23 protein-coding genes are annotated in these 26,082 nt (G+C 73.9%); 11 read left to right on the top strand and 12 right to left on the bottom strand.

Features of this window, described 5'->3' with window-relative positions; genetic code table 11:
* Positions 1-2: 2 nt before the first annotated feature.
* The 4 genes from IEW07_RS06680 to IEW07_RS06665 all read left to right on the top strand — a co-directional run bounded on the left by IEW07_RS06680 (position 3) and on the right by IEW07_RS06665 (position 4,969).
* Positions 3-1,151: a glycosyltransferase family 4 protein gene (locus IEW07_RS06680; protein WP_188535514.1), complete on the top strand. Its 1,149-nt coding sequence runs from the start codon at positions 3-5 to the stop codon at positions 1,149-1,151.
* 119 nt (positions 1,152-1,270) lie between these two features.
* Complete coding sequence (locus IEW07_RS06675; RefSeq protein WP_188535512.1) at positions 1,271-2,680, top strand: MBL fold metallo-hydrolase; 1,410 nt, start codon at positions 1,271-1,273, stop codon at positions 2,678-2,680.
* A 433-nt stretch (positions 2,681-3,113) separates the two neighbouring features.
* Positions 3,114-4,124: a hypothetical protein gene (locus tag IEW07_RS20905; protein WP_229741620.1), complete on the top strand. Its 1,011-nt coding sequence runs from the start codon at positions 3,114-3,116 to the stop codon at positions 4,122-4,124.
* Positions 4,125-4,240: 116 nt separating this feature from the next.
* Positions 4,241-4,969, top strand: coding sequence for a class F sortase (locus tag IEW07_RS06665; RefSeq protein WP_188535511.1), 729 nt, complete (start codon positions 4,241-4,243; stop codon positions 4,967-4,969).
* Positions 4,970-5,117: 148 nt separating this feature from the next.
* On the opposite strand, the gene IEW07_RS06660 is transcribed toward IEW07_RS06665, so the two are convergent.
* Together IEW07_RS06660 and IEW07_RS06655 are read right to left on the bottom strand one after the other, a co-directional pair.
* A complete protein-coding gene (locus IEW07_RS06660) occupies positions 5,118-6,605 on the bottom strand; it encodes an SLC13 family permease (protein WP_188535509.1) in 1,488 nt (495 codons plus the stop codon).
* Positions 6,598-7,737 (bottom strand): PrpF domain-containing protein, encoded by a 1,140-nt coding sequence (locus IEW07_RS06655; RefSeq protein ID WP_188535507.1) that lies wholly within the window; start codon positions 7,735-7,737, stop codon positions 6,598-6,600. The genes IEW07_RS06660 and IEW07_RS06655 overlap by 8 nt, the downstream gene beginning before the upstream one ends.
* 270 nt (positions 7,738-8,007) lie before the next feature.
* On the opposite strand from IEW07_RS06655, the gene IEW07_RS06650 reads away from it, so the two are divergent.
* On the top strand, positions 8,008-8,913 hold the full coding sequence (locus tag IEW07_RS06650) for a LysR family transcriptional regulator (protein ID WP_371870214.1): 906 nt from the start codon (positions 8,008-8,010) through the stop codon (positions 8,911-8,913).
* On the opposite strand, the gene rlmC is transcribed toward IEW07_RS06650, so the two are convergent.
* The gene (gene rlmC / locus IEW07_RS06645) at positions 8,910-10,034 is read right to left on the bottom strand and encodes a 23S rRNA (uracil(747)-C(5))-methyltransferase RlmC (RefSeq protein ID WP_188535503.1); all 1,125 of its coding nucleotides are present in this window, start codon (positions 10,032-10,034) and stop codon (positions 8,910-8,912) included. The two genes, IEW07_RS06650 and rlmC, sit on opposite strands and share 4 nt — an antisense overlap.
* Positions 10,035-10,247: 213 nt before the next feature.
* Between rlmC and IEW07_RS06640 the strand changes: the two genes are divergently transcribed.
* Positions 10,248-10,538, top strand: coding sequence for a hypothetical protein (locus IEW07_RS06640; protein ID WP_188535501.1), 291 nt, complete (start codon positions 10,248-10,250; stop codon positions 10,536-10,538).
* A gap of 118 nt (positions 10,539-10,656) precedes the next feature.
* Positions 10,657-11,391, top strand: coding sequence for a GAF and ANTAR domain-containing protein (locus tag IEW07_RS06635; protein ID WP_188535499.1), 735 nt, complete (start codon positions 10,657-10,659; stop codon positions 11,389-11,391).
* Positions 11,392-11,408: 17 nt separating this feature from the next.
* On the opposite strand, the gene IEW07_RS06630 is transcribed toward IEW07_RS06635, so the two are convergent.
* The 5 genes from IEW07_RS06630 to IEW07_RS06610 all read right to left on the bottom strand — a co-directional run bounded on the left by IEW07_RS06630 (position 11,409) and on the right by IEW07_RS06610 (position 18,149).
* Entirely contained in the window at positions 11,409-12,563 is a 1,155-nt protein-coding gene (locus IEW07_RS06630; protein WP_188535497.1) for an FUSC family protein, read from the bottom strand.
* A 59-nt stretch (positions 12,564-12,622) separates the two neighbouring features.
* Positions 12,623-14,389, bottom strand: a complete 1,767-nt coding sequence (locus IEW07_RS06625; protein WP_188535495.1) for a dipeptide ABC transporter ATP-binding protein — start codon at positions 14,387-14,389, stop codon at positions 12,623-12,625.
* 13 nt (positions 14,390-14,402) lie between these two features.
* Positions 14,403-15,365: an ABC transporter permease gene (locus IEW07_RS06620; protein ID WP_188535494.1), complete on the bottom strand. Its 963-nt coding sequence runs from the start codon at positions 15,363-15,365 to the stop codon at positions 14,403-14,405.
* Positions 15,362-16,366, bottom strand: coding sequence for an ABC transporter permease (locus IEW07_RS06615; protein WP_188535492.1), 1,005 nt, complete (start codon positions 16,364-16,366; stop codon positions 15,362-15,364). Before IEW07_RS06615 ends, IEW07_RS06620 begins: the two co-directional genes overlap by 4 nt.
* Positions 16,367-16,457: 91 nt before the next feature.
* Positions 16,458-18,149: an ABC transporter substrate-binding protein gene (locus IEW07_RS06610; RefSeq protein WP_188535490.1), complete on the bottom strand. Its 1,692-nt coding sequence runs from the start codon at positions 18,147-18,149 to the stop codon at positions 16,458-16,460.
* A 274-nt stretch (positions 18,150-18,423) separates the two neighbouring features.
* On the opposite strand from IEW07_RS06610, the gene IEW07_RS06605 reads away from it, so the two are divergent.
* Positions 18,424-18,726, top strand: a complete 303-nt coding sequence (locus IEW07_RS06605; protein WP_229741619.1) for a DUF6480 family protein — start codon at positions 18,424-18,426, stop codon at positions 18,724-18,726.
* A gap of 34 nt (positions 18,727-18,760) precedes the next feature.
* Here the strand turns inward: IEW07_RS06605 and IEW07_RS06600 are convergent, their stop codons facing one another.
* Positions 18,761-20,164 (bottom strand): phenylacetate--CoA ligase family protein, encoded by a 1,404-nt coding sequence (locus IEW07_RS06600; protein ID WP_229741618.1) that lies wholly within the window; start codon positions 20,162-20,164, stop codon positions 18,761-18,763.
* Positions 20,140-20,970, bottom strand: a complete 831-nt coding sequence (locus IEW07_RS06595) for a VOC family protein (protein ID WP_188535488.1) — start codon at positions 20,968-20,970, stop codon at positions 20,140-20,142. Before IEW07_RS06595 ends, IEW07_RS06600 begins: the two co-directional genes overlap by 25 nt.
* Positions 20,971-21,248: 278 nt before the next feature.
* On the opposite strand from IEW07_RS06595, the gene IEW07_RS06590 reads away from it, so the two are divergent.
* From IEW07_RS06590 to IEW07_RS06580, 3 genes are all read left to right on the top strand, one after another.
* On the top strand, positions 21,249-22,247 hold the full coding sequence (locus tag IEW07_RS06590; protein ID WP_188535486.1) for a zinc-dependent alcohol dehydrogenase family protein: 999 nt from the start codon (positions 21,249-21,251) through the stop codon (positions 22,245-22,247).
* A gap of 59 nt (positions 22,248-22,306) precedes the next feature.
* The gene (locus tag IEW07_RS06585) at positions 22,307-22,822 is read left to right on the top strand and encodes a flavodoxin family protein (RefSeq protein ID WP_188535484.1); all 516 of its coding nucleotides are present in this window, start codon (positions 22,307-22,309) and stop codon (positions 22,820-22,822) included.
* A gap of 79 nt (positions 22,823-22,901) precedes the next feature.
* Positions 22,902-24,515, top strand: coding sequence for a DUF4389 domain-containing protein (locus IEW07_RS06580; protein WP_188535482.1), 1,614 nt, complete (start codon positions 22,902-22,904; stop codon positions 24,513-24,515).
* Here the strand turns inward: IEW07_RS06580 and IEW07_RS06575 are convergent.
* Both IEW07_RS06575 and IEW07_RS06570 read right to left on the bottom strand, forming a co-directional pair.
* Complete coding sequence (locus tag IEW07_RS06575; RefSeq protein WP_188535480.1) at positions 24,502-25,257, bottom strand: DUF6544 family protein; 756 nt, start codon at positions 25,255-25,257, stop codon at positions 24,502-24,504. The genes IEW07_RS06580 and IEW07_RS06575 overlap by 14 nt on opposite strands.
* The gene (locus tag IEW07_RS06570; RefSeq protein WP_188535478.1) at positions 25,254-25,952 is read right to left on the bottom strand and encodes a hypothetical protein; all 699 of its coding nucleotides are present in this window, start codon (positions 25,950-25,952) and stop codon (positions 25,254-25,256) included. The genes IEW07_RS06575 and IEW07_RS06570 overlap by 4 nt, the downstream gene beginning before the upstream one ends.
* Positions 25,953-26,082 lie beyond the last annotated feature (130 nt).

Below are 26,082 nucleotides of genomic sequence, written 5' to 3'. Positions count from 1 at the left end.
GGATGCGGATCGCCCTGTTCACGGAGACGTTCCTGCCCCGGGTCGACGGGATCGTCACCCGGCTGGTGCACACGCTGGAGGAGCTGGGCCGCATGGGCCACGAGGTGCTCGTCCTGGCTCCCGGCGAGGCGCCGGAGCGCTGCGGCCCGCACCCCGTGGTCCGGGTCCGGTCCCTCTCCTTCCGGCCGTGGTACCCGGAGTTCCGGGTGGGGCTGCCCACCCCCGGGATCGCGCACGCCATGGAGGCGTTCCGCCCGGACGTGGTCCACGCCGTGAACCCGGTGTGGGTGGCGGCGTACGGCACCCTCTCGGCCCGCCGCCGGGGGCTGCCGCTGCTCGCCTCCTTCCACACGAACGTCCCGGAGTACACGACGGCGCTGGGTCTCGGCGCCCTGCGCGGTCCCACGGAGCGGTGGATCCGGTTCCTGCACAACCGCTCCGACGTCAACCTCTGCACCTCCGGGCCGATGGTCGCGATGGCCCGGGAGATGGGCATGCACGACGTCGCGCTGTGGCCCAAGGGCGTGGACACCCGGGCCTTCACCCCGGACCGGGCCTCGGCCGGGATGCGCGCCCGGCTCACCGGCGGGCACCCCGAGGACCGGCTGGTGCTGTCCGTGGGCCGCGTGTCGAAGGAGAAGAGCCTCGAGTCGCTGCTCGAGCCGATCCGCCGGCTCCCGCGCACGCGCCTGGCGGTCGTGGGCGACGGGCCGCACCGGGCCGAGCTGGAACGGCGGTTCGCCGGCACGCCCACGGTCTTCGCCGGGGCGCTCGAGGGGGAGGAGCTCGCCGCGGCGTACGCGTCCGCGGACGTCTTCGCGTTCCCCTCCACCACGGAGACCCTCGGCCTCGTGGCGCTGGAGTCGATGGCTTCCGGGGTCCCGGTGGTCGGCGCCCGGGCGGGCGGCATCCCCTTCGCGGTCGACGACGGGCGCACCGGGCTGCTGGTCGAGCCCGGCGACGCGGACGAGCTCACGGACCGCCTGGCCCGGCTGCTCGACGACCCGGCCCTGCGCGCCCGGATGGGCGCGGCCGGCCGCGCGGAGGCCGAGAAGCTCGGCTGGCGGGTGGCCACGGAGGCGCTGGTGGGCCACTACGAGCGCGCGATCGAGCGGCACGGCGCGCGCACGGGAGGACATGCAAGCCGCTGACCGAAATACCCCTGGGGGTACTTGCGGGATACCCCAGGGGGTATTACTGTTGTGGACAGGACGCACGGGGATCCACTCCCGGAACACCCGTCACCACCTGAACCACGAAGGAGAGATCCATGCTGATCGAGCGCATCTACGACGAGGACCTCGCCCAGGCCAGCTACTTCATCGGCTGCCAGCGCAAGGGTGAGGCGGTCGTCGTCGACCCCCGCCGGGACATCGACGTCTACCGCACCATGGCCGCCGCCAACGGCATGGAGATCGTGGCCGTCACCGAGACCCACATCCACGCCGACTACCTCTCCGGCACCCGTGAGCTGGCGGCCGCGACCGGCGCCACCATCTACGTCTCCGCCGAGGGCGGGCCGGACTGGCAGTACGAGTTCGCGGGCGAGCGCCTGCACGACGGCGACGCGATCACCATCGGCAACATCACCGTCCAGGCGGTGCACACCCCGGGCCACACCCCGGAGCACCTGTCCTTCCTGGTCACCGACGGCGCCTTCAGCGACCAGCCCGGCTACATGCTCACCGGCGACTTCGTGTTCTCCGGCGACCTGGGCCGCCCGGACCTGCTGGACGAGGCCGCCGGCGGCGTGGACACCCGCTTCGTCGGCGCGAAGCAGATGTTCGCGAGCCTGCGGGACAAGTTCCTCACCCTCCCCGACTACATCCAGGTCCACCCCGGCCACGGCGCCGGCAGCGCGTGCGGCAAGGCCCTCGGCGCCATCCCCTCCACCACGGTCGGCTACGAGCGCCTCTACGCCTGGTGGGGCCCCTACCTGGCCGCCAACGACGAGGAGGGCTTCGTCAACGAGCTCCTCGACGGCCAGCCGGACGCCCCGATGTACTTCGGGCGGATGAAGCGCCAGAACCGCCAGGGCCCGGCGATCATGGGCGAGCGCGCCCCGCTGGAGGAGCTGGACGTGCAGGCCGTGGCCGCGGACCTCGCCGCGGACGCCGTGACCTTCGTGGACACCCGTCCGGCCGCCCAGGTGCACGAGGGCACCGTGGCCGGCGCCCTCAACATCCCGGCCGGCAGGAGCACCGCCACCTACGCCGCCTGGGCCGTGGACCCCGGGCGGGACTCCCGCCCGCTGGTGCTGCTGGCCGACGGCCAGGAGCAGGCGCAGGAGATGTGGGACCACCTGGTGCGGGTCGGCATCGACGCCGTGCGCGGCTTCGTGACCGGCATCGAGGGCCTGCCGCAGGCCACCCCGAAGCTGGTGCAGCCGGAGGGGGTCGAGGCCTTCGACAAGGCGCTGCTGCTCGACGTCCGCGCCAAGAGCGAGCACGCCGCGGGCCACGTCCCCGGCTCCACCCAGCTGCACGGCGGCCGGATCCTGTGGAACCTGGACATGCTGCCCGCCGAGGGCACGATCGTGACCTACTGCCAGAGCGGTCTGCGCAGCTCGGTCGCGGCCAGCGCCCTGCGCCACGCGGGCTACGACGTGGTGGAGCTCGACGGCAGCTACGCCGCCTGGGCCGCCCACCAGGAGAACCTGGCGGCCACCCCCGCGGGCTGATCCCGCCGCGCCACCACTCCCGCACGACGACGCGTCCCCGGCTGCACCCGCAGCCGGGGGCGCGTTCCCGTACCCTCCCCCGTCGTCCCCGCTCTCCCCGCTTTCCTCCCTCTCCCCTCCCTCTCCCCTCCGGCCCCGCCGGCTCCGCGGGCGCTCGACGACGCCGTGTGACCCCGCCGTGACCTGCACCGACAATTCACCATTGCCAAGTCGTCAGCACCCTGCATAGGTTGACCGCACAGCAGTCCTCCGGCCGTGATCCAGGCCCCACAGGGTCCGTCGTCACGCACCATCCACCGGGCGACCAGCAGCATGACCGGCACTGCCCGGCCGCGCCCCGGTGCGCCGCCGGGCAGTGCTCCGGGGAGGCCGTGCCGCGCGCTGGGTCCCCGGGGAGGGCCCGGGGAGCTTCGTGACGAAGGAGACGCACGACATGACTGCTGCAAAGACATGGGTCGCCGCCGGTTCCACGGCCGCGGTCCTGGCCGGAAGCCTGGTCCTGGGCGCACCCGCGGCCGTCGCCGCACCGGACGACGCCGCGTGCCTGCAGGCCTCGGGCCAGTTCAACGGGGCGCTGGCCGCCGTGGGCATCACGGCGGTGTCGCTGACGGAGTTCGAGCGCCTGGCCGGGGCGGCCGCCACCGCCCAGGCGAACTACGAGGCGCTCGTGCAGACCGCCGCCGGGGACGTCCTGGTGCAGCTGGAGACCGCCCTGGCGGAGCTGGAGGCCGCGGAGGCCGCCGGCGACACCACCGGCGCCGCCGCGGCCCAGGCCCGGATCGCCGGGCTCGAGACGCAATTGGCCGCCGCCATCGCCACCCCGGAGATCGCCGCCGCCGAGCAGGCCGTCCTCGAGGCGGCCACGGCGCTCGAGGCCCTGCTGATGGGCCTGTCGCTCGACGAGAACTCGGCAACGCAGCTCCTCGGGCTGTTCAAGCAGTTCCTCGTGGCCTGCGAGGGGGTCGGCGGTGAGGCCCCCGTCGTCGCCCCGGGCACGCCGTCGACCCCGGTCGCGCAGCCCGTCGTGGCGCCGGTGGACACCACTCCTCCGCCTCCGGTGGAGGCGGCTCCCGTCACGGTCGCACCCGCCCCGCTCGAGGCGGCACCCGTGGCCGCTCCGGCACCGGCCGTCGTGGAGGCCGCCCCCGTGGCGGCGCCCGCCGCGGCCCCGGCACCGGTCGTCGTGGAGGCCGCGCCGGTGGCGGCACCCGCAGCGGCCCCGTCCGTCGTGGAGGCCGCGCCCGTGGCGGCACCCGCACCGGCTCCGGTCGTCGTCGAGGCCGCCCCCGTGGCCGTCAACCCCGGCATGAACGTGCAGACGGCGGCCGGGGACCGGGAGGAGCACCCCGGAACGGCGCTGCTGACCGCCCTGCTCGCCGCGGGGATCGCCGTTCCCGCCGCGGCGGCGGTGCGCCTGCGGCGGCTCGCGCGCAGCCGCCCGTGATCGGCTGCCCGTGACCGTCAGCCTGTGACCGACCGCCCGTGACCAGCCGTCGTCCCGGTGGCCCGCACCGGGTCACCGGGACGACGGACCGGCGCCTTCCCGAGGACCCGCACCGCATGGAACCCCGCAGCCGCACGGCCCCGCCCCGCCGGATCCCGCGCGCCCGCCGGGCCGCCGTCACCGCCGCCGGCGCCCTGGCGGTGCTCGCTGGCGTGCTCGTGGGCATCCCCGACGATCCCGGCCCGGCGCGACCCGCCGCACCCGTCACCCCGGCCGCCGCGGCCCCGGCGTCTGCCACGGCGTCTGCCACTGCGCCGAGCAGCCCTCCGACGGCCGCCCCGGCGGCTCCTCCGGCAGGCACCCCGGCAGCCTCCGCCGCCGGCCCGGACCTCCCTCCGGCGGCGCCGCCCGTCCGTCTGGCGGTGGAGGCCGCCGGGATCGACGTGGCCGTCCTCCCGCTCGCGCCCACCCCGGAGGAGCTCGCCGCGCAGTCGCTGGTGCCGCCGAACACCCTCGACGGCTACTGGCTCACGCCGTACGGCGTGCCGGGCGCGGGGTCGCAGAACACGACCTACGTCGCGGGCCACAGCTGGGAGGACCGGGACGCGCCCTTCAACCGGCTGAGCGACGCCTCGCTGGTGGGTCAGGAGATCGAGCTGACCACCGGCACCGGCACGCTGGAGTACGTGGTGGACTCGGTGGTCACCCACGACAAGGACACCCTGAAGGACAGCGACATCTGGCACGTGGTCCCCGACCGCCTGGTCCTCATCAGCTGCTACACCGAGGACCCGTGGGGCAAGAACGTCGTCGTCACGGCCTCCCCCGCGGGAGGCCGGGCGTAAGAGGGCATGACGTTGTTGACACGGGTCGGGAGCACAACGGCTGCGAGGGCGTCCCGATCAGTTGACGGACACCGACAACGGCCCGTCGGTCGCGGCTGACGGGCCGTTGTCCGTGTCGGCGCGGATCAGGGCGCCGGGGCGGAACGTGTCACATGATGCCGGTGGGGACCAGCAGGGCCCAGGCCAGGGCCGGGGCGACCAGCACGACGCCCCCGGCGTAGATCATCAGCTGGCGGTAGACGCGCTGGCGGTCGTCCTCGCGGGCGTTGGCCACCACCAGGGCGCCGTCGGTGGAGAACGGGGAGACGTCCACGACGGTGGCAGCAACGGCCAGGGCCGCCACCGTGCCGGAGACGCTGAGGGTGCTGGTGGCCAGCAGCGGGCCGGCCATGGGGATGAACGCGGTCAGCAGCGCGGTGGAGGAGGCGAAGGCCGACCCCACGCCGATCACGTAGCACAGGACCACCGCCACCAGCAGCGGGGCGCCCAGGGCCAGGGCCATGTGGGCGAGGCTGTCGATGACGCCCACGTGCTGGAGCAGGGAGACGTAGGTGATCATGCCCGCGACCAGCAGGACCGTGGACCAGGAGATCCCGCCGATGAAGGTCTGGTGCTCCTTGATGTTGACCAGGGCCAGCAGCAGGCCCGCGGAGAGGGCGACGAAGCCGATCGGCATGTGGAAGCCCAGGGTGCACACCAGCATCGCGGCGATCAGCCCCAGGGTGAGGATCTGCTGACCGTGGGGGCGATGGGACCCGGTGGTGTCGACATCGGCGTGCCGGCCGGCCTGGCCGTCGCGGAGCCGGCCCAGGACGGCGAACAGGACGATGGTGAGCACGGAGAGGACGAGGTTGAGCGCGAAACTGGCGGCGAAGAGCGCCCCGCGGGAGATGGGGAAGCCGTTCTCCGCGGCGATGTCGTGCACCAGCACCCCGGCCACCGACAGCGGGGAGAACCCGCCGGCGTGGGCGCCGTTGATGATGAACGCGCCCATCAGCACCGGGTGGAGGCGGGATTCGTAGGCGAAGCCGATGGCCGCCGGGGCCAGCAGCGCGACCGCGGCCGGAGAGAAGGTCCCCAGGCCTGTGAGCACCGCGGCGATCAGGAAGAACACCCAGGGCAGCAGCAGCGTCCTGCCCCGGACCAGGCGCACACAGTTCTGGACGATGACGTCGATGGTGCCGTTGCGCTGGGCCATGCTGAAGAAATAGGTCACCCCGATGATCGTCAGCACGATGTGGGCGGGGAACTCCGCCAGGATCTCCTTGTCGTCCATCCCGAGCATGAAGTACCCGACGCCGAAGGAGGCGACCAGGCCCATCACGCCGATGTTCAGCGGCCACTTCGTGGCCACGACGAACATCACGACGAGGATCACGAGCGGGATGATCTGGGTGGCGGTCATGGTGGGCTCCGTGGTGGGGCCCGCCGGGTCCAGGATCGTGCTGCCCAGCACGATGGCCAGCAGACCCAGGATCGCGAGACCGACCACCGCCCTCACCAGGGTACGGCGGCGACGGGCGGGCGGGCCGCCCCTGGCCCCCGCCTCGGGCACGGCGGTGCGGCCGCCGGGAGGGGTCGGGCCGGCAGCAGTGGTGCGGCCGGGCGCAGCGGTGTCGCGCAGGGTCTCAGTCATGGTGGGCTCCTCGGAGAGTGGCTCCAGCGGAGGAAGCGGCAACGGCGGTGCCGGAGGCCTCCGGGAGGTGGATGGTGGCGGTGGCGATGGTGCGGGCGGTGCGGTCGACACCTACGAGCAGGGTCCCGTCGTTCTCCTCGCTCCAGGTCTCGACGACCCCGGCCGGGGTGCGCAGCCACAGGGTCTCGCCCACAGCACCCCCGGTGAGCCCGTGCAGCACGGTGCCCGGCGTGCGGGCGGCCAGGGTCAGGGCGATGCTGCCGGTGATGGCCAGGGCGGGGTGCGGCTTGCCCATCGACAGCATCATGACGTTGACGTCGCAGGCGGGATCGGCCGTGGTGGGTGCAGCGACGACGGCCAGCTTGGGAATCGCCCTCGCGGCCTCTGCGACGGTGCGGGCCAGGCCCATCCGCACCGCCGCCTGCCGCCGGATGTGCTCGAGGGTGCCCAGCTGCAGCTCCACCCCGGTGCGCCAGCTGTCGTACCGGGCGGGGTCCAGGCCCAGCTCCTGGGCCCGGACGATCACCACCGGGGCACCGGCATCGATCATCGACACCCTCAGCGGGATGCCCGCAGCGGTGATCGTGTCGGTGGCAGAGCCGGTGGGCAGCAGCTTTCCGGTGGTCCTGCCGGCCGGGTCCTGGAACCCCAGTCCCACCCGGTAGCCGGGGAAGGGCACCCCGGGCATCGCCGCGTGGGGGGCCGGCGGCAACGCACCGTGCGGGGTAGGCACCCGCTGGACGATGATCTGTCCGGTGTTCGTGTTGCGCGTGACGATCCGGGTGAGGTCTCCGGTGGGTGTGATCCAGCCCTTCTCCAGGGCGTACAGGCCCACGACTGCTGAGCAGTTCCCACAGTTGCTGCCCCAGTCCACGGTGGATTCCTCGATGCCCACCTGGGCGAAGGTGAACTCCACATCGGCCTCGTCGCCGGCAGGAGCCCGGTGGAGGATCACGGCCTTGCTGGTGGTCGAGGTCGCCCCGCCCACCCCGTCGATCTGGCGGGAGTCGGGGCTGCCGAACAGCCGGGGCAGCAGCGCGTCCAGGCTCCACGCACTCTCCTGAAGATGGCCGGTGTCGAACACCCAGCACTTGCTGGTGCCTCCGCGCATCCACTCTGCTTCGATCTTCATGGCTCTGACATCTCCTCGTCCTGTCATCCCGCTGGGGGCTTGAGAAGAGGTTGATCCAGATCACATCTTAAGACAATGTCGGGTTTGTGGATGAGGATGTAGATATCCTTAAGTCATTGCATCCGCAGGCCGCAATGCCCCTCCCCACCGTGGCATCCAGTACGGTTCAGGACCCTGATGCCGTGGCGGAGGGGGGCTTTTGTAGAGAATGAACCACCACCAGAGGAGGGTGAACAGTTGCTTCACGACGATGCGCGGCCCCTGTTCGACATGCGGCGCCTGGCCCTGCTGGTGGAAGTGGTCGAACAGGGCTCCATCACGGCGGCGGCCGAGCTGATGATGTACACGCCCTCGGCCGTGTCCCAGCAGCTGCGCAAGCTCGAACAAGAAGTGGGCCAGCCGCTGCTGAACCGCCGCTCCCGCGGAGTGGTCCCGACCGAGGCCGGGCAGATCCTCGTCGGCCACGCCCGCAAGATCGTGCGGCAGATGCACGCCGCCCAGTCCGATCTGGACCAGATCGCCGGGCTCAAGCGCGGCTCCTTGACCGTCGGCACCTTCCCCACCCTGGCCGGATCCTTCCTGCCCCTGGTCATCCGGGTGTTCAAGAAGCGCTACCCGGCCATCGGCCTGTCGGTGCGCAGCGCCCGTTTCGACGAACTGGTCGCCGACCTCGAATCCGGGGTCACGGGGCTGTGCCTGCTCTGGGACTATCCCTGGAACCCTTTCCACGACGAAGCCATCCGCGTCACCGAGGTCTTCCGCGAGTCCACCGTGATCCTGGTGGCCCGCGGCCACCCCCTGGCCGATCGGGAGCAGATCACCATGGAGGAGCTGCGCAACGAGTCGTGGATCGTGCGCGCCGAGGCCCACCCCGTCGTGGAGGTCCTCCAGCGCTCCGCCCACGACGCCGGGTTCGAGCCGACCATCGGGTTCCTGGCCAACGACTACCAGGAAGCCCAGGCCATGGTCAGTGTGGGCATGGGCGTGGCCATGGTCCCCAGGACCGCTGTCGCCCTGCAGCACCCCGACGTGCGGGTGCTCAGCCTCGGCCCCGAGGCCCCGCTGCGCCGAGTGCTGCTGGCCCAGCGCCAGGACAAGGTCTACGCCCCGGCGGAGGTCGCTTTCCACACCACCCTGCTGGAGGTGGCACGGGAACGCGCCGGCGACTACCTCTAGGCCCGCTCGAGGAGGACCATCACCTCGTAGTGGCGGGTCTGGGGGAACATGTCGAGCACCCTCCCGCGCCGGGGCCTCAGCGACGGCATGGCGGCGAGGTCGCGGGCCAGCGAGACGGCGTTGCAGCTGGAGTAGACCACGTGCTCCACGCCCGAGGACTCGAGCCAGCCCGCCAGGCCGGGCCCGATCCCGCGCCGCGGCGGGTTGACGACCACGAGCTCGGGAGCCCGGTCCGCCCCGAGGGCGAAGGCCGTGGCGTCCCCGGCGGCGAAGCGCACCCGGGACAGCCCCGCCTGCTGCGCGCTCAGCGCGGCGCTCGCGACCGCCTCCTCGCTGGTCTCGATGCCCACGAGCTCGCGGGACGGGCCGGCGCAGTGCAGCGCGAAGCCGCCCACGCCGCAGTAGAGGTCCCAGGCCGAGGCCGGGGACAGCTCGGCGACCCACTCCCGCGCCTGCTCGTAGAGCGCCGCGGCGACCGCCGTGTTGGTCTGGAAGAAGCTGCGGGGGCGCAGGTGGAGGTCGACGTCGTTCACGCGCATCCGGAGGGTCTCCTGCTCGGTGAGCAGGACCTCCCGGTCGCCCTCGAGGACGGCCTTGTGCTCGGGCTGGATGTTGGCGGAGACCACCGCGAGCCGCGGCAGCTCCTCGCGCAGGGCCGGCAGGTGCTTGCGGATCCGCACCACGGACTCCGTGGAGCGCAGCACGAACCGCAGCATCAGCTCACCGTCCGGGGACTCGGTGAGGATCAGGTGCTTGAGCTCGCCGCGGCGGGCCGGGACGTCGTAGGGCACGAGACCGGCGAGCGTGACGAACGCGGCGAGCGCCGGGAAGCAGGCGGTGAGCCCGGGGGCGCTGACCCCGCACTCCCGCAGGTCCACGCCGCGGCCCTGCTCGTCCAGGATGCCCAGCGCGGGCCGGTCCACGGTGCCGCCGACCACCATCTTCGCCTTGTTGCGGAACCCGGACTCGGGGCTCGTCACCGGCGGCAGCCACTCCAGGCCGCGCCACTCCGCCAGCAGGGCACGGCAGTGCTCCTGCTTGCCCGCGACCTGCTCGGCGTAGGACTGTCCCATGAGGGTGCAGGAGCGGCAGGAACCGGCGTCGAAATAGGAGCACTGCATGGCCCACCAGTCTACGCGGCGCGGCCCCGACGACCGCGGGAAAGGCCGGGCGACGGGCGGCGCCGCCCGGAGCACTGGTCACCGGCGGAGTCGCCGACTACGCTCTGAGGAGGTCAAGCAACGGCCTGCCGCTCCCCGCGCCCGAAAGGTCGTTGCCATGCCCTCCCCCCTCCCCGTCCCCGCCCGACGGCTCCCGTGCCGGAGGAGCGCCGCGTGAGCGAGTGCTCCCCCGCCCGGCCCCGGCCCACGGGGTCTCCCCGTGCGCGCGGACCGGAGTCGTCCGTGGTCCGGCTCGGCCCCGACGACGCGTTCCCCGCAGACCTCACGGAGCTGGGCCTCGTGGCCCTACAGGTGCTGCACAGCCGGATCTGCCGCCAGCTCGACCACGACCACCTCACCGACCCCGACGGCCCCCACCCCATCACCCTGGACCGGCACCACCAGCTCGTCGTCGAGCTGAGGGCCCGTGAGATCTCGCCGGCCCGCACGCACGCCGAGGACTGAGCCCGCTCCTCCGGCCGGCGTGGCGGTCCGCCTTGCTACAGTTCTCCCGACGGCACGGGGACCGCCCGCCCCCGCACCCGCGAGGGCGCGGTGCCGCGGACGACGGACGGGACGGACCATGACGGAGCACGGATCAGGCGCCTCGCCCGTGGAGCGCCTCCAGGACCTGCTGCTGGAGAGCACGGACATCACGGACTTCCTGGACGAGTTCACCCGGATGCTGGCCGGCTCCCTGTCCACCGGCGGCGACGAGGTCTGGTGCGCCGTGACGCTGCTGCGGGAGCGGAAGGCCGCGACCGTCGCCTCCAGCAGCGAGCGGGCCGAGCAGCTCGACGAGATCCAGTACGGGTTCGGGGACGGCCCGTGCCTCACCGCCGCCCGGGAGCACCGCCTCGTCCACGTCCGCGACATGAAGCTCGAGGACCGGTGGCCGGGCTACAAGGAGGCCGCCGCCCGCAACGGCATCCGCTCGGTGCTGGGCGTCCCCATGGAGCTCGGCGAGGAGGCGAGCGCGGGCATCAACCTCTACTCCGACCAGCCGGACAAGTACGACGACGCCGCGATCGAGGCCATTCAGCACGAGGTGCTGCTGGCCTCCAAGGCGCTGCGGCTGGCGGTCCGGCTGGCCCGGCACCGGGAGGCGGAGGCCGACCTGGCCGCGGCGATGCGCTCGCGCACGGCCATCGACCTGGCCGTGGGCATCGTCATGGGCCAGAACCGGTGCAGCCAGGAGCAGGCCGTCGAGATCCTCAAGGCGGCCTCCAGCCACCGCAACGTGAAGCTCCGGGACCTGGCAGCCGAGCTCGTGGCGAGCGTGAGCAAGGGCCGGGTCGAGACCCACTTCGACGTGTAGCCCCCGCAGGGCCGCGCTCAGTCCCTCTTCGCGGCGCGGGAGCTCCCCCGGGGCTGCTGCTGGGGGTCGAGGACGTCGACGACCCGCCCCAGCTCGGCGGCGGCCGCGATCACCAGCCGGTGCTCGGCGTCTGCGGGGTCCACCGGCCGGGCGTACAGCTTCCCCAGCGCCTCGCGGACCCGCGCGGCCGGCTCCGCGACGTCCTCGTCGTCGGACCACGCCTGCACGCACGCCCGGGCGTCCTCGACGGTCGCGGCGAGCCGGCGGGTCAACGGCTCGGCGGCCGTCCACCGGTGGGTCTCGTGGTCGTAGATCTGCCGGAGCGCGTCCGCGAGGGCGCGGACGTGGAAGACCACCTGCTCGAGCTTCTTCAGCGGCTCGTAGCCGGGGTCGGTGCGCCGGGCGGCAGGCCGGAGCACCACGCGGGGATTGCCGCGGGCGCTCTGCGCGGACTCCTCCACGGCCTCCCGCACCTCGGCCGTGAGGCGGGACAGCTCCTGGCTGCGCAGGTCCCAGTCCCGCCCCGCCGTGGTCCCCGGGGACTCGAGCTCGCGCGCGACGTCCCGGAGGTAGTCGGCGACGACGCCCTGCAGCCGGTCCAGCTGCAGGCGCGCGGTGCGGAAGTCCAGCGGCGGGATGACGAGCACGTTGACCAGCAGGCCGATCGCCACGCCCACCGCCATCTGCACGAGGTAGCCGATCGAGTAGTCCTCCGCGTCGGGGCCGCCCACGATGAGGACGAACAGCGCGGCCATGGGCACGTACTCCGCGCCGGCGCCGAGCCGCCGCAGCCCGGCCAGCAGCGTGCCGATCCCCACGGCGAGGCCCACCGTCACGAGGTTGGGCGAGCCGACCAGCAGCACACCGGTCGCGAGCAGGATCCCGAGGGCCAGTCCGGCCACGGTCTGCAGCCCCGTGCGCACCGAGCCCATCACGGTGGGGTACATGGCGGAGATCGCCCCCAGCGGCGCGTAGTAGGGGTACTCCGCGGCCACCCCGGGCATGCGCTGGGCGACGACCCAGGCCAGGGACACGGCCAGCGCGGTCTTCAGCGCCAGCAGCACGCGGGCCCCGGGGATCGCGTACGCGGCGGCCCGCACGCCGCGCCGCCCCCACCGCACCACGCGGGGGGTCGTCGACTGGTCGGGGTCCGTTCCGGGGGAGGTGTGCACGCCGCCATCCTACGGACCGGCGCCCCGGCGCTCGGAGCGCGGGTGGGGCCGGGCCGGGCTCAGGCCCCCACGCGCAGCTCGTTGCCGGGGATCGAGGCCAGCAGCTGGCGGGTGTAGGGGTGGCGGGGGTTCGTGAAGACCTCCTCGCTCTCGGCGGCCTCCACCACCTCGCCGTCCTTCATCACGCACACCTCGTCCGAGATCAGCCGCACCACCGCGAGGTCGTGGGAGATGAAGAGGTAGGACAGCCCGAACTCGTCCTGCAGCCGCCCCAGGAGGTCCAGGATCTGCTTCTGCACCAGGACGTCCAGGGCGGAGACGGGCTCGTCGCACACGATGAGCTCGGGCTGCAGGGCCAGGGCCCGGGCGATGGCCACGCGCTGGCGCTGGCCGCCGGAGAGCTCGTTGGGGTAGCGGTTGAGCATGGAAGGCGGCAGCGCCACCTCCTCCAGCAGCCACTTCACCCGCTCCTGGCGCTCCTTGCGGGTGCCGCGCCGGTACGTGCTCAGCGGCTCCTCCAGGATCCGCCCGATCGTGAACATGGGGTTCAGGGACGAGTACGGGTCCTGGAAGATCGGCTGGACCCGCTGCCGGAACGCGGCCAGCTCCCGGCCCCTGAGCCCCACCACGTCCTGGCCGTCGAAGCGGATCGACCCTTCCGTGGGCTCGTAGAGCTTCAGCAGCATCCGCGCCGTCGTGGTCTTGCCCGACCCCGACTCCCCCACGATCGCGACCGTCCTCCCCCGCGGCACGGTGAGGGAGACGTCCTTGACCGCGGTGAAGTCCGCCTGGCCCAGCCGGCCCTTGAAGACCTTGGTGAGGCCCTCGATCACCACGAGCGGCGGCGCCTCGGGTGCGGCGGGCTTCTCCGCCGCGGCAGGGACCGGGCCGGCGGGGCCCGGGGCGCCCCGGCCGGCGACGGCGGTGGCCCCCGGCGAGGCCGCCTGCCGGGCCACGCGCGCCGCCGCCACGGAGGGCGCCGCCTGCACGAGCCGCCGGGTGTAGTCGTGCTGCGGGTCCTCGAGCACCTGCGCCGAGGGCCCGGCCTCCACGATCCGCCCCCGGTGCATCACCACGATGTCCTGGGCGCGCTCGGCGGCCAGGCCCAGGTCGTGGGTGATCAGCAGGACGGACGTGCCGATCTCCTCGGTCATCCGCTCGATCTGGTCGAGGATGGTCCGCTGGACGGTGACGTCCAGCGCGGAGGTCGGCTCGTCGGCGATGAGCAGCCGGGGCCGGCAGGCCAGGCCGATGGCGATGAGCGCCCGCTGGCGCATGCCGCCGGAGAACTCGTGCGGGTACTGCTTGGCCCGCCGCGCCGGCTCGGGCAGACCGGCGGCCGCCAGGGCGGCCACGACCTTCTCGTGCACGTCCTGGCGCGTGGCCATCCCGTGCACGAGCAGGGTCTCGGCGACCTGCTGGCCCACGGTGGTCACCGGGTTGAGGTTGGACATGGGGTCCTGCGGGACCAGGCCGATCTGCCGGCCGCGGATCCGCCGCATCCGCTGCTCGTCCAGGCCCACCAGCTCCTGGCCCGCGAAGCGGACGGAGCCGCCGGTGACCCGGCCGTTGCCGGGCAGCAGACCGATCACGGACATGGCGGTGGTGGACTTACCCGAGCCGGACTCGCCCACGATGGCCAGGGCGCGGCCGGCGCGCAGCGTCAGGGACGCCTCGTGCACGGCCTGGACCGGACCGGACATGGTGCTGAAGGCGACGGCGAGGTCCCGGACCTCCAGCAGCGGGGCGGGCTCCGCAGTGGGGTCCGCGACAGGATCCCGGGCGGGGTCCCGAGCGGGATTCTGGGCGGGGTTCTGAGCGGTCATCGGCCGGTGCACCTCACGCGGTTCGGGACTTGGGGTCGAGGGACTCGCGCAGGGACTCGCCCAGCAGGGTGAAGCCCAGCGCGGTGACGGCGATGCACAGGCCGGGCAGGAACGCCAGCTGCGGGGCGATCGCGAGCTCCGCCTGGGCGTAGGTCAGCATGCGGCCCCACTCGGCGGTCTGCGGGACCCCGCCGCCCAGGCCCAGGAAGGACAGGGCCGCGGCGTCGATGACGGCGGTGGCCAGGGTCAGGGTGCCCTGGACGATGAGCGGCCCGGTGCTGTTGGGCAGCAGGTGGCTCATAGTGATGGTGCGCCGGGACAGGCCCAGCGTCTGGGCCGCCAGGACGTAGTCCGCGCCCTTCTGGGACAGCATCGAGGAGCGCAGCAGCCGGGCGAAGATGGGCACCTGGGAGGCGCCGATGGCGATCATCACCGCCCACTGGCTCTGGCCCATGATCGCCGCGATGGACACCGCGAGCAGCAGGTTGGGCACGGAGAGCAGGATGTCGACGAAGCGCATGATGACGCTGTCCACCCAGCCGCCGAAGCCCCCGGCCAGCAGCCCCAGGACCATGCCGCCCACCAGCCCCAGCGCGGTGGAGACCACCCCGATCACCAGCGACGCGCGGGCGCCCCAGATCAGCTTGGACAGCAGGTCCCCGCCGAAGCGGTCGAGGCCCAGCGGGTAGCCCTCCACGTCCCCGGGGCCGGGGATGGTGGTGGGCCTGATCTCGGTGCGCCCGGGCAGCTCCTCGCCGCCGAAGGGCGCGAGCCACGGGGCGAGGAGGGCCACGAGCAGGAAGACGCCGACGATCACCGCGCCGGAGATGGCCGCCGGGTTGCGGCGCAGCCGCCGGAAGGCGTCCTTCCACAGGCTGGTGCCGACCGCCGCGGTGGTGCCCGGGGTGGTCGTGACGGCCTCGGGGCCCTCGGTGTGCGAGGGGCCGGAGGGGGCGGGAGGAAGTGTGGCGCTCACTGGACACGCACCCGGGGGTCGATGAGGCTGTAGGAGAGGTCCACCAGCAGGTTGATCAGGGAGTAGGCCAGGGCGATGAAGATGATGAAGCCCTGGAGGACCGGGTAGTCGAGGTTGAAGATCGCGTCCCGCAGGAACCGGCCGATGCCGTTGAACGCGAACACCGTCTCGGTGAGGACCGCCCCGGAGATCAGCAGGCCGGTCTGCAGGCCGATGGTCGTGACCACCGGCAGCATGGCGTTGCGCATGATGTACCGGCCGCGGATCAGCCGGCGGGTCAGGCCCTTCGCCCGGGCGGTGCGCACGTAGTCGGCGCTCTGCACCTCCAGCACCGAGGCACGGGTGATCCTGACGATGATCGCCAGCGGGATCGTGCCCAGGGCGAGGCCCGGGAGGATCAGGTGCAGGAACGCGTCCCACGCGGCGTCCCACTCCCCGGTGAGCAGGCCGTCGAGGACGAAGAAGTTCGTGTAGTGCGTCGCGTCGATCCGGGGGTCCTGCCGCCCGTCCGCGGGGAAGAGCGGGACCCGGATCGCGAACAGCCACTTCAGGATGAACGCGAGGAAGAACACCGGGACGGTGATGCCCAGCAGGGACAGCACCACGGAGGAGTGGTCCAGGGTCCTCCCGCGGTGCCGGGCGGCCACGTAGCCGAGGGGCACGCCGACGCCCACCGCGAAGACCAGCGCCACGAGGGCGAGCTCGAGGGTGGCCGGGAAGCGGGTGAGGAACTCCTCGACCACGGGCCGGCCCGTGACGATCGAGGCGCCGAAGTCGCCCCGGAGCAGCCGGCCCATGTAGACGAAGTACTGCTCGAGCAGGGGCCGGTCGAAGCCGTAGACCTCGTTGATGCGGGCGACGGCGTCGGGGGTGGCCTTGTCCCCCAGCAGCGCGGTGGCGGGGCCGCCGGGGAGGGCCCGGACCCACGCGAAGAGCAGGACGGACAGGCCGAACAGGGTGGGGATGAGCAGGGCAAGCCGCTTGCCGGTGACTCGGAGCATTCCGGTCCTTTCGGACGGAGAAGAACAGGGAAGAAGGGTGGGGACGAGATGGGCCCGGGGCGGCGCCGGTCGCGCCGCCCCGGGCGGGGGCTCACTCGCTGAGCTGGATCTTGTTGAACACCTCGTCGTTGACCGGGCTCACGGGGTAGGACGTCACGCGCGCGTCGAAGGCCAGCGACGGCGCCGGGTGGGCCAGCGGGACCGCCGGCAGCTTCTGCATGATCTGGTCGTTGATGTCCTCGTAGACCGGGGTCTGCTCCTCGACGCTGGTCAGCTCGCGGGCGTCGGCCAGGGCCTGGAACAGCTCGGGGTCCTCGAAGCCGAACTCGGGCTTCTCCTTGCCGAAGAACACGCCCACGAAGTTGTCGGTGTCGTTGTAGTCGCCGGTCCAGCCGAGCAGGTGGATGCCGTGGTCGGAGGAGCCGTTGACGCGGTCCAGGTAGTCCGGGGACCACTTGTTCGGCTGCGGGTTCACGGTGATGCCCACCTCCTCCAGCTGCGCGGAGATGGTGGTGAACGTCTGCTCGGGGTTCGGCATGTAGGGCCGGGAGACGCCCGTCGGGTAGTTGAAGTCCAGCTCCAGGCCGTCGGCGTAGCCGGCCTCCGCGAGCAGCTGCTTCGCCCGCTCGGGGTCGTACTCGTACCGGGTGACGTCCTCGTTGTAGCCGTTGACGGAGTCCGGGATGAACTGCGTGGCGACCTCGGTGCCCTCGGGCAGGGTCTGGGAGACCAGGGCCTCCTTGTCGATGGCGTGGGCGATCGCCTGGCGGACCTTGAGGTCCGCGAGCTCCTCCTGCGCCTGGTTGAAGCCGAGGTAGAGGACCGTGAACGGGTCGCGGGAGACCACGTTGTACCCGGCGTCCTTGAGGGCCTGGGTGTCGGCCGGGGCCACGAGGTCGTAGCCGTCCACGCTGCCGGACTCGAGGGCCTGGCGGCGTGCCTGGGGGTCGTCGATGATCCGGAAGATCACGTCCGTGACCTGGCCCTGCTCGCCCCAGTAGTCCTCGTTGGCGGAGAGGACGACCTGGTTGCCGACCTCCCACGAGTCGAACCTGAACGGGCCGGTGCCCACCGGGTGGGCCTTGGCGTACTCGGACAGCTCCGGGGACTCCGCGGTGCCGCCGGCGGTGTCGGCGCCGTACTCCTCGAGCGCCGTCGGGGACTGCATGGAGAACGCGGGCAGGGACAGGGCCGCGATGAAGCCGGCGAACGGCTTGGTCAGCGTGACCTCGGCCTCCTGCGCGCCCGCGGCCTCGCACCCGGCGTAGATGGCCTGCTCGGGGGTGTCGGCGAAGCCCTTGAACAGCGAGCCGTAGTAGTAGGCCATGTTCTCGGACTGCAGCAGGCCCTCGAAGTTGTACCAGCGGTCGAAGTTCGCGCACACGGCCTCGGCGTCGAACGCCGTGCCGTCGTGGAAGGTCACGCCCTCCTTGAGCTGGAACGTGTAGGTCTTCCCGTCCTCGGACTGCTCCCACGACTCGGCGAGCAGCGGCTCGGGGTCCGCCGAGCCCTCCTGCACGCCCACGAGGCCCTCGAAGATCTGCCGGGAGACCCGGAAGGACTCGCCGTCCTGGGCGAAGGCCGGGTCGAGGGTCTTGGGGTCGGACGACGCCGCGAAGACGAACGTGCCGTCGACCTCCCCGCCCGCGGTCTGGTCGCCGCCGGCGGCCCCCTCCTCGCGGTCGGAGGCGAGGCAGCCGGTGAGCACGAGCGCGGCGGCGGCGGCGAGGGACGTGACGGCGAGGGGGCGGCGTGCGCGCCCGGAGGGGGATGGCGTGGACATGAACGGACTCCTCGGAAGGGCGAGCGGCAGTGCCGGTTCCAGGTGGCGGAACTGGGGGTGGTGGCTCCCGGACCGCCGACAGGGGTGTGACGGGCACCACACACCACAAGTGATACCACGAGTTGCACTCAATTCCTTTCACAGCGGGACGACGGGCATGTTTCCGATCGCTCACACCGGCGCCGGGCGCTGGGCCCTGGGCGACCACCAGCAGGCTTGCTAGTCTTCTCGCACGTCCGATCCGCGCGCGACCTCCCGACGAAAGCAGGACCCCGTGGCAGACATCGATCCCGACGAGAGCCAGAACGACGCGTCCCGGAAGCACGACCCCCGGGACCGCGACGCCCGGACCGACGAGCAGAGGGCGGCCGACGCCACCCGTGAGAGCTCCGGGTACAGCATCGAGGGCGACACCCCGCCGGCGGAGGGCCTGGGGGTCGGTCCCACCCGTCACGAGCTCGACGTCGACCACCGGGGGGACTCCGTGAAGGGCAAGATCGCGCTGGCGGTGATCCTCGGCGTCGTCGTGCTGTTCGCGGTGCTGTGGTTCGTCGGCGCCGTGGTCGGCCTCTTCTGAGATCGGGCTGAGGTTCCCCTGAGGGCCGGCCCGGCTAGCCGGGCGGCGGCCCCAGCACGTGGCGCAGCTTGCCGCTGCGGGGGTCGGGCCGCGGCGGCTCCCCGGCCCGCTCGACGGCGACCCCGCCGGCGCCCTGCTCGCGCAGGAACAGCCCCAGCCGCGCCCGGACCCTGGACCACACCTCGTCCCGGTCCGCCCCCGGCGTCTCCTCCAGCCGGACGGCGAGCGCGGCCGGTCCGGTCTGCAGCACCTGGTGCCGGAGCACGCCCGGGGTCTCCTCGACCACGGTCGACACGGCCATCGGCAGCAGCACCACCTCTCCCCCGCCGTCCCCGGCCACCCGCAGGATCTCGTCGGTGCGCCCCTCCACCCGGATCGTCGGCAGCGGGCTGCCGCACGCGCAGGGGTCCGCGCCCAGCACGACGCTGTCGCCGAGCTCGTAGCGGATCACGGGCTGGACCCGGTTGGCCAGGTTCGTCACCAGCACGCTGTCCGAGCGCCGCCCGGGCGGGACGGGGCGGCCCGCCGCGTCGACGGGCTCCAGGAGGAACCAGTCGCTGTTGACGTGCAGCACCCCCCGCCGGCAGGGCAGCGCGAGCGGGGTCGCCTCGGAGGCGCTGTAGGACTCCACCACGACCGCCCCGAAGGCCGCCTCCGCCCGCCGCCGCACGGCGGCCGAGAGCAGCTCCCCGCCGCTGGCGACCACGAGCGGGCGGATCCGCAGCCGGCCCGCCTCCTGCTCCTCGGCCAGCACCGCGAGCGCGCTGGCGTAGGTGCCCAGCAGCACCGGCTGGAACGCGTTGAGCTCGGCCACGAGCCGGGGCAGCGGCTCCAGGACGGAGAACCACCGGGCGATGCGCCGGCGCAGGGGGCGGGCCCGCAGCCGCCGCTCGAACATCGTGGCCGCGAGGAAGTGGCCCCCTCCGGCGAAGACCGCGGCCTGCCGGGCGCCCCGGGCCAGGACCTGCCCGAGCAGGCGGGGCGGCAGCACCCCGGCCGAGCGGGCGTAGGCCAGCCCGGTCATCACCGCGACCGCGTCCCGGTCCTGGACCAGCACGGCCGGGGTGCCGGTGGAGCCGGAGGTCGTGAAGACCACGTAGCGGCCGAGGAAGTCGGTGCCCACGGCCTCCGGGTCGGCGACGAAGCCGGCGACGGCGTCGCGGGACGCCTCCGGGTCCGTGACCCAGTCGTCGAAGCGGGCCATGAGCTGCGGCTTGCGGACCGGGGGCAGGGACGCCAGGCCCGCCGGCCCGGGCGGGCCCTCCGGCACGTCCCGGTAGTGCTCGGCGTAGAAGCGCGAGGCGGAGCGGGCGTGGGCGACCAGCGCGTCGAGGCGCGCCTCCTGCCGGGCGGCGACGGCGGCGGGGCCGCCCCGGGTGGTCCGCCACGCGTCCCACGCCACCCCCGCCGCGCTCAGCCGTCGAGGTCCTGGCTCCACGAGTGATCGTTCCAGTCCTCGGAGGAGGGGCCCATCATCGCGAACCGCTCCCCGTCGGGGCCCGCGGCGAACACCAGCTCCCCGTAGCCGAACTCCTCCGGGTCCCGGATCAGCGTGCCCCCGGCGGCGACGACCCGCTCGGCGGCGGTGTCGGCGTCGTCGACCTCGAAGCACACCCACCACATGGGCGGCGCCTCCTGCAGGGGGTCCACGTCCTCGGCGGGGACGCCGATCCCGCCGGCGGTGCGGTCCATGCCCGGGACGGTGAACACCGCGTAGGCCTCGTGGCGTGTGCCGATGTCCTGGAAGGTGTAGCCGAAGACCGTGCCGTAGAACCGCTCGGCGCCCTTCTTGTCCGAGGTCAGGAGGTCGCACCAGGCGACCGTGCCGTGCTTGCCGACGAGGCTGAAGCCGGTGTGGTCCTTGGGCTGCCAGACCCCGAACGCCGCGCCGGTGGGGTCGATCCACACCCCCATGGCGCCGAAGTCCCCGACCTCCATCGGCTCGAACAGCTGCCGCGCCCCGGCCGCCACCGCGGCGCGGCCGGTGGCCCCGATGTCGTCGGACTCCAGGTACACGGCCCAGGCGTGCGGGTCGTCCTCCATCTCGGGCAGGGCCGGGGACATCCCGGCCACCACCTCCCCGTCGACGAGGGCGTTGCAGTAGCCGCCGTACGCGGGGTCCGGGGGCGTGAACCGCCACCCGAGCACGGCGGCGTAGAAGTCCTGGGACCGGTTCAGGTCCGAGACCATGATGTCCGCCCAGCACGGGGCCCCGGGGGGCCACCTGTCGACGTGCTCCGCCATGGGATGTCCTCTCCTCGCGCCGGCGGCGGCCACGGCGACGACGACTTGGCCCCGCACCGGCAGTCCTGTCCCCCCATGGTCGTCCGCGCCGTCCCGGAAGGGAACACCCGGCGGTGAGATCCTGCCGCCGCGCCGTCCCGGCCCGCGGCGTCCGCGCGGCGCGGAGCGGCGGTTAACATTCCGGGCACGCTTCCGGGTCCCCCGCACCGTTCCTAGACTCGGGAGCAGGACAGGGGTTCCGTTCCGCGGGCCCCGCCCCGGCGGACGGACGAGCGGCCATGCGTGCTTGGTGGATCGAGGAACAGGGACCGATCGCCGGCGGGCCGATGCGCTTCGGGCGGTGCCCCGACCCCGTGCCGGGGCGGGGCGAGCTGCTGGTCCGCGTGCGCGCGTGCGGGGTCTGCCGCACCGACCTCCACCTCGCCGAGGGGGACCTCGGCCTGCACCGGGCAGGGGTGATCCCCGGCCACGAGATCGTGGGCGAGGTGGTGGGCCGGGGCCCGGACTGCACCCGCTTCCGCACCGGCGAGCGCGTGGGCGTGGCCTGGCTGCGCCGCACCTGCGGCCGCTGCCGGTTCTGCCGCCGCGGCCGGGAGAACCTCTGCGTCGCGCCGCGCTTCACGGGCTGGGACGACGACGGCGGCTACGCCGAGCTGACCCTGGCCCCGGAGGCCTTCGCCTACCGTCTGCCCGAGGAGTTCGACGACGAGCACGCGGCCCCGCTGCTGTGCGCCGGGATCATCGGCTACCGGGCGCTGAAGCGCGCGGAGCTGCCGCCCGGCGGCCGGCTCGGGATCTACGGGTTCGGCGCGTCCGCCCACCTGGCCGCGCAGGTGGCCCTGCACCAGGGGGCGGAGGTGTTCGTGATGACCCGCTCGGAGCAGGCGCGCGAGCTGGCCCGGGAGCTGGGCGCCGCCTTCGTGGGCGAGGCCGACGAGCCGCCCCCGCAGCCCCTGGACGCGGCCGTCCTGTTCGCGCCCGTGGGCACCCTCGTGCCGCCGGCCCTCCGGGCCCTGGACCGCGGCGGGACGCTCGCCGTCGCGGGCATCCACCTCAGCGACGTGCCCTCGCTGAACTACGCCGCGGAGCTGTTCCAGGAACGGCGGCTGGTCAGCGTCACGGCCAACACCCGCCAGGACGGGGAGGAGTTCCTCCCCCTGGCCGCCCGGCTGGGCCTGCGGCCCACCACCGTCCCCTATCCGCTCAAGGACGCCGACCGCGCCCTGGCCGACCTCGCCGGGGACCGGATCACCGGGGCGGCCGTCCTGCGCGTCTGACACCGCGCCCGGCACCACCCCGAACGACCGCGCACGACCCGAGCGAGAGGAGACCGGCGATGTCCGTCCTGGTCGTCTACGAGTCCATGTACGGCAACACCCACCTGGTCGCGGACGCGGTCGCCAGAGGCCTCGGCGAGGCCGGGGTGCCGGCCGAGGTGCTGTCGATCCGCGACGCGTGGGGCCGTCCCCTCGCCGACGACGACGTCCTGGTGGTCGGCGCCCCCACCCACGGCCACGGGCTGAGCCGGGAGAACTCCCGGGAGCAGGCCGTCCACGACGCGGACCGGCACCACCTGCGGGTCGACGAGTCCGCGGAGGGGCCCGGCGTGCGCGAGTGGCTGGCGTCCCTGCCGGCGGGCACCGGGCGGGCCGCGGCCTTCGACACCCGCGTCAAGGGGCCCCGGCTGCTCACCGGGCAGGCGTCCCGGAAGATCGCCGACGCCCTCGAGGAGCACGGGCACCGCCTGCTCACCGGGCCCGAGAGCTTCCTCGTCACCCTGTCCAACGAGCTGGCGCCGGGCGAGGCGGACCGGGCCCGGCAGTGGGGCGCGGCCCTGGCCGCCGCGCTCTGAGCACGGCCGCGGCCTCCTCGCACCACCCTGCAGCGCGCACCGAGCAGCACACCGACGCCGACCACCACCGGGGGACACCATGACCGCACACACCGCTCCAGCCCGACCCGGCCCGCCGCCGCCGCGGCCCGTGCCCCGCACCCGGCCCGGCCGGTGGGTGATGCTCGTCGTCGGCACCCTCCTGGCCGCCCTCGGGCTGGGCGCCACGATCGCCGGGCTCGTCCTGGCGGGGGCGGCGAGCGCCCAGGAGGGGGGCCGCTTCCTCACCGGGGACACGGAACGCCACCAGACCGCCGCCTACGCCCTCACCGCGCCCTCCGTGGATCTCGACGCCGGCGGGGTCCCGTTCCCCGACGTGCCGAACGTCGAGCAGCTGGCCGGGGTGCAGGTGCGGGTCACCGCCGTCGACCCGGAGCAGGAGGTCTTCGTGGGGGTGGCCCCGACCCCGGACGTCACGGCGTACCTCGACGGGGTCTCCCGCGCCGAGCTGGGGCGGGACACCCGTGACGGGGCGGACCGGTCCCGGGTGCCCGGTGACCGCACCCCGGACCGGCCGGGCAACCAGACCTTCTGGGCGGCGTCCGACCAGGGCACGGGGACCCGCGAGCTGACCTTCGACCTGCAGCCCGGCACCTGGAGCCTGGTCGTGATGAACGCCGACGCGTCCCGTCCCGTCTGGGTCGACCTGCAGGTCGGCGCGCGCTCGGACCTGATCGGGCCGGTCGCCGCCGGGCAGCTGGTGGGCGGGCTGATCGGCCTGGTCGTGGGGGTCCCGCTGCTGCTGCTCGGCGCCGCCGGGCTGGGCCGGGACATCGACCCGGGCGCGTCCCGCCCCGGCACCGGTCCCGGCGCCGCGCTCGCCCAGACCGCCGGGACCGGCGGCGGGGACGCGTTCCCCGTCTACCCGGTCCGGGTGCTCGGGTTCCTGGACCGCCGGCTGTCGCGGGGGCTGTGGCTGGTCAAGTGGCTGCTGGCGATCCCGCACTTCATCGTCCTCGCCGTGCTGTGGTTCGCCCTGTTCGTGACCACGGTCGCGGCCGGCATCGCCATCCTCTTCACCGGGCGCTACCCGCGCTCGTGGTTCTCCTTCTGCGTGGGCGTGCTCCGGTGGAGCTGGCGGGTGGGCTTCTACTCCTACTCGGTCCTGGGCACGGACCGGTACCCGCCCTTCACGCTGGCCTCCGCCGACTACCCGGCGGACCTGGACGTCGCCCACCCCCAGCGCCTCTCCCGGGGGCTCGTGCTGGTGAAGTGGTGGCTGCTGGCGATCCCGCACCTGCTCGTCGTCGCGGCCCTCACGGGCAGCGCCGGCAGCGCGGGGGCCGGCGCGGAGTGGGACGAGAGCGGCGGGGCGACGACCGCCTCCTGGGGGCCGTCGCTGCTGGGATTGCTCGTGCTCATCGCCGCCGTCATCCTGCTGTTCACGGGGCGGTACCGCTCCGGGCTGTTCGACCTGATCATGGGCATCAACCGGTGGCTCTACCGCGTGGGCGCCTACGTGCTGCTGATGCGGGACGAGTACCCGCCGTTCCGCCTCGACCAGGGCCCGGTGGAGCCCGCGGCGGGGACGGCGCCGCAGTCCCCGCCGCGGGGCCCGGCTCCCGGTCCGCAGCAGGGCCCGGAACAGGGCCCGCCGGCAGGACGGGACCAGGGCCCGTGGGCGGACCGGGGGCCGCAGGTCAGCGGAAGCTGACCGCGCCGATCCGGGCCCGGAAGAACTCGTCCTCGGGCCCGGGGCCCCACCCGGCGCGCAGCACGGTGGGCATCCGGACCCCGGAGAACACCGCCTCCTCGGACAGGGCCACCCGGAAGGGGTGCCGGCCGAACGGCGCCCCCTCAGGGTTCCCCCACCGCTGCATGCTCAGCTCCTGCAGCCGGCCCTCCGGGTCCACGCGCAGCACGCAGGCCTCGCGCTCGCCGCCGAGGGTCCAGGACATGGTCGCGGTGTCCGGCTCCGGCCCGGCGGCCCAGTCCGCGCGCAGGCACGCGGTGGGAACCGTGACGGCCTCACCCGCCAGGCGCCCGGCGGCGCTGCGGGAGACGTCCGGTCCCGCGGCGGACTGCACGGGCACGACGCCCAGCAGCCGCCACCGCATCTCCCCGCCCGCGGGCCCGTACCGGTCGAAGCCCACCACGGACAGGGCGAGCACGCGGGTGCGGGCGACCCACACGAAGCCCCGGCCCGGCGCGATGACCTGCCGGGCGGCGAAGCGGTGCCACGTGCCGCCGAGCCGGATCCCGCCCTCCATGGTCAGCTCGGCGGCGGACCACGCCGGGGTGCCGGGCGGAACGGCGCGGGCCAGCCACCGTCGCGCCGGTTCGGGCAGCCGCTCCAGGTCGGCGGGACCCACGGGGACCGGGGGCGTGGCCGCGGGGCGGCCCAGCGCCTCCCAGTCCGCGCGCGCGGCGCGGGGCACGCCCGGTCGCGCGGTCACGGCCGGTGCTCCCGGAGCATGACGACGGCGGCCGGCAGGTACCAGAGGACCGGCACCAGGCGCAGGGCGGTCGTGAGCGGGCCCAGCGGGGACAGGGGGCCCTCCGTGGGCACGAGCGAGACGGTGGAGAGCATCGCCGCGAGGGTCGCGGCCGCCGCGATCCAGCCCAGCCACGCGGGGTACGCCCCGCGGCCGACGGACAGCGCCGCGACGGCCGCGAACATCAGCGCGAGCGGCGCGTTGGCCAGGGCGATCGTCACGACGCACAGGTTCATCAGCGCCGCGAGGACTCCCGGGTCCAGGGCCGTGGTCGACGGCAGGGTGAGCACGATCTGGACGCCCTGCCCCGCGATGTTGAACGCGGCCGCCGTCAGCCCCGCGCCGAAGGCCACGGCGGAGAGGACCCCGGGGTCCCCCTCGGCCCGGAGCAGCCGGGCGCGGACGTAGCCGAGGAACCAGATCAGCGCGGCCTGCCCGGCCACGAAGAGCATGCTCTGGGCGAGCACGGGCGTCCGGTTCTCGGCGAGGAACGGCCCGTAGGACGCGTCCCCCGCAGCAGGCCACGGCCCGGAGAGCATCGTCTCCAGGAGGCCGCCGGCGAGGCCGAGCACCACCGACAGCAGCCCGGCGACCGCGCCCGCCACCGGCCACACCGGCGCCGTCGTCGTGGGCGCGGCGCCCGCGACCCGCGTCACGGCGCGGGCCGTTCCGGAAGCGGCCCGCCGCTGGGGCGGGCGCGTGGGCGGACGTGCGGGCGGGCGACGAAGTTCATGGCCGGTCTCCCCGGTTCTTCCGATGGTGTCCCGTGATGATGTCCCGTGATGA

Origin of the sequence: Kocuria dechangensis (assembly GCF_014636775.1) — a bacterium.
Lineage (GTDB): Bacteria > Actinomycetota > Actinomycetes > Actinomycetales > Micrococcaceae > Kocuria > Kocuria dechangensis.
The sequence above is the reverse complement of the archived record's forward strand: the minus strand, read 5'-3'. Positions and strand labels throughout refer to the sequence as shown.

Bases quoted from the DNA above. Each gene is read 5' to 3' on its own strand.
- IEW07_RS06615 (WP_188535492.1), bottom strand. From the start codon at position 16,366: ATGCTCCGAGTCACCGGCAAGCGGCTTGCCCTGCTCATCCCCACCCTG.
- IEW07_RS06595 (WP_188535488.1), bottom strand. From the start codon at position 20,970: ATGGCGGAGCACGTCGACAGGTGGCCCCCCGGGGCCCCGTGCTGGGCG.
- IEW07_RS06680 (WP_188535514.1), top strand. From the start codon at position 3: ATGCGGATCGCCCTGTTCACGGAGACGTTCCTGCCCCGGGTCGACGGG.
- IEW07_RS06650 (WP_371870214.1), top strand. From the start codon at position 8,008: ATGCGGCGCCTGGCCCTGCTGGTGGAAGTGGTCGAACAGGGCTCCATC.
- IEW07_RS20905 (WP_229741620.1), top strand. From the start codon at position 3,114: ATGACTGCTGCAAAGACATGGGTCGCCGCCGGTTCCACGGCCGCGGTC.
- IEW07_RS06580 (WP_188535482.1), top strand. From the start codon at position 22,902: ATGACCGCACACACCGCTCCAGCCCGACCCGGCCCGCCGCCGCCGCGG.
- rlmC (WP_188535503.1), bottom strand. From the start codon at position 10,034: ATGCAGTGCTCCTATTTCGACGCCGGTTCCTGCCGCTCCTGCACCCTC.
- IEW07_RS06585 (WP_188535484.1), top strand. From the start codon at position 22,307: ATGTCCGTCCTGGTCGTCTACGAGTCCATGTACGGCAACACCCACCTG.
- IEW07_RS06660 (WP_188535509.1), bottom strand. From the start codon at position 6,605: ATGACTGAGACCCTGCGCGACACCGCTGCGCCCGGCCGCACCACTGCT.
- IEW07_RS06675 (WP_188535512.1), top strand. From the start codon at position 1,271: ATGCTGATCGAGCGCATCTACGACGAGGACCTCGCCCAGGCCAGCTAC.
- IEW07_RS06655 (WP_188535507.1), bottom strand. From the start codon at position 7,737: ATGAAGATCGAAGCAGAGTGGATGCGCGGAGGCACCAGCAAGTGCTGG.
- IEW07_RS06635 (WP_188535499.1), top strand. From the start codon at position 10,657: ATGACGGAGCACGGATCAGGCGCCTCGCCCGTGGAGCGCCTCCAGGAC.
- IEW07_RS06610 (WP_188535490.1), bottom strand. From the start codon at position 18,149: ATGTCCACGCCATCCCCCTCCGGGCGCGCACGCCGCCCCCTCGCCGTC.
- IEW07_RS06665 (WP_188535511.1), top strand. From the start codon at position 4,241: ATGGAACCCCGCAGCCGCACGGCCCCGCCCCGCCGGATCCCGCGCGCC.
- IEW07_RS06625 (WP_188535495.1), bottom strand. From the start codon at position 14,389: ATGACCGCTCAGAACCCCGCCCAGAATCCCGCTCGGGACCCCGCCCGG.
- IEW07_RS06590 (WP_188535486.1), top strand. From the start codon at position 21,249: ATGCGTGCTTGGTGGATCGAGGAACAGGGACCGATCGCCGGCGGGCCG.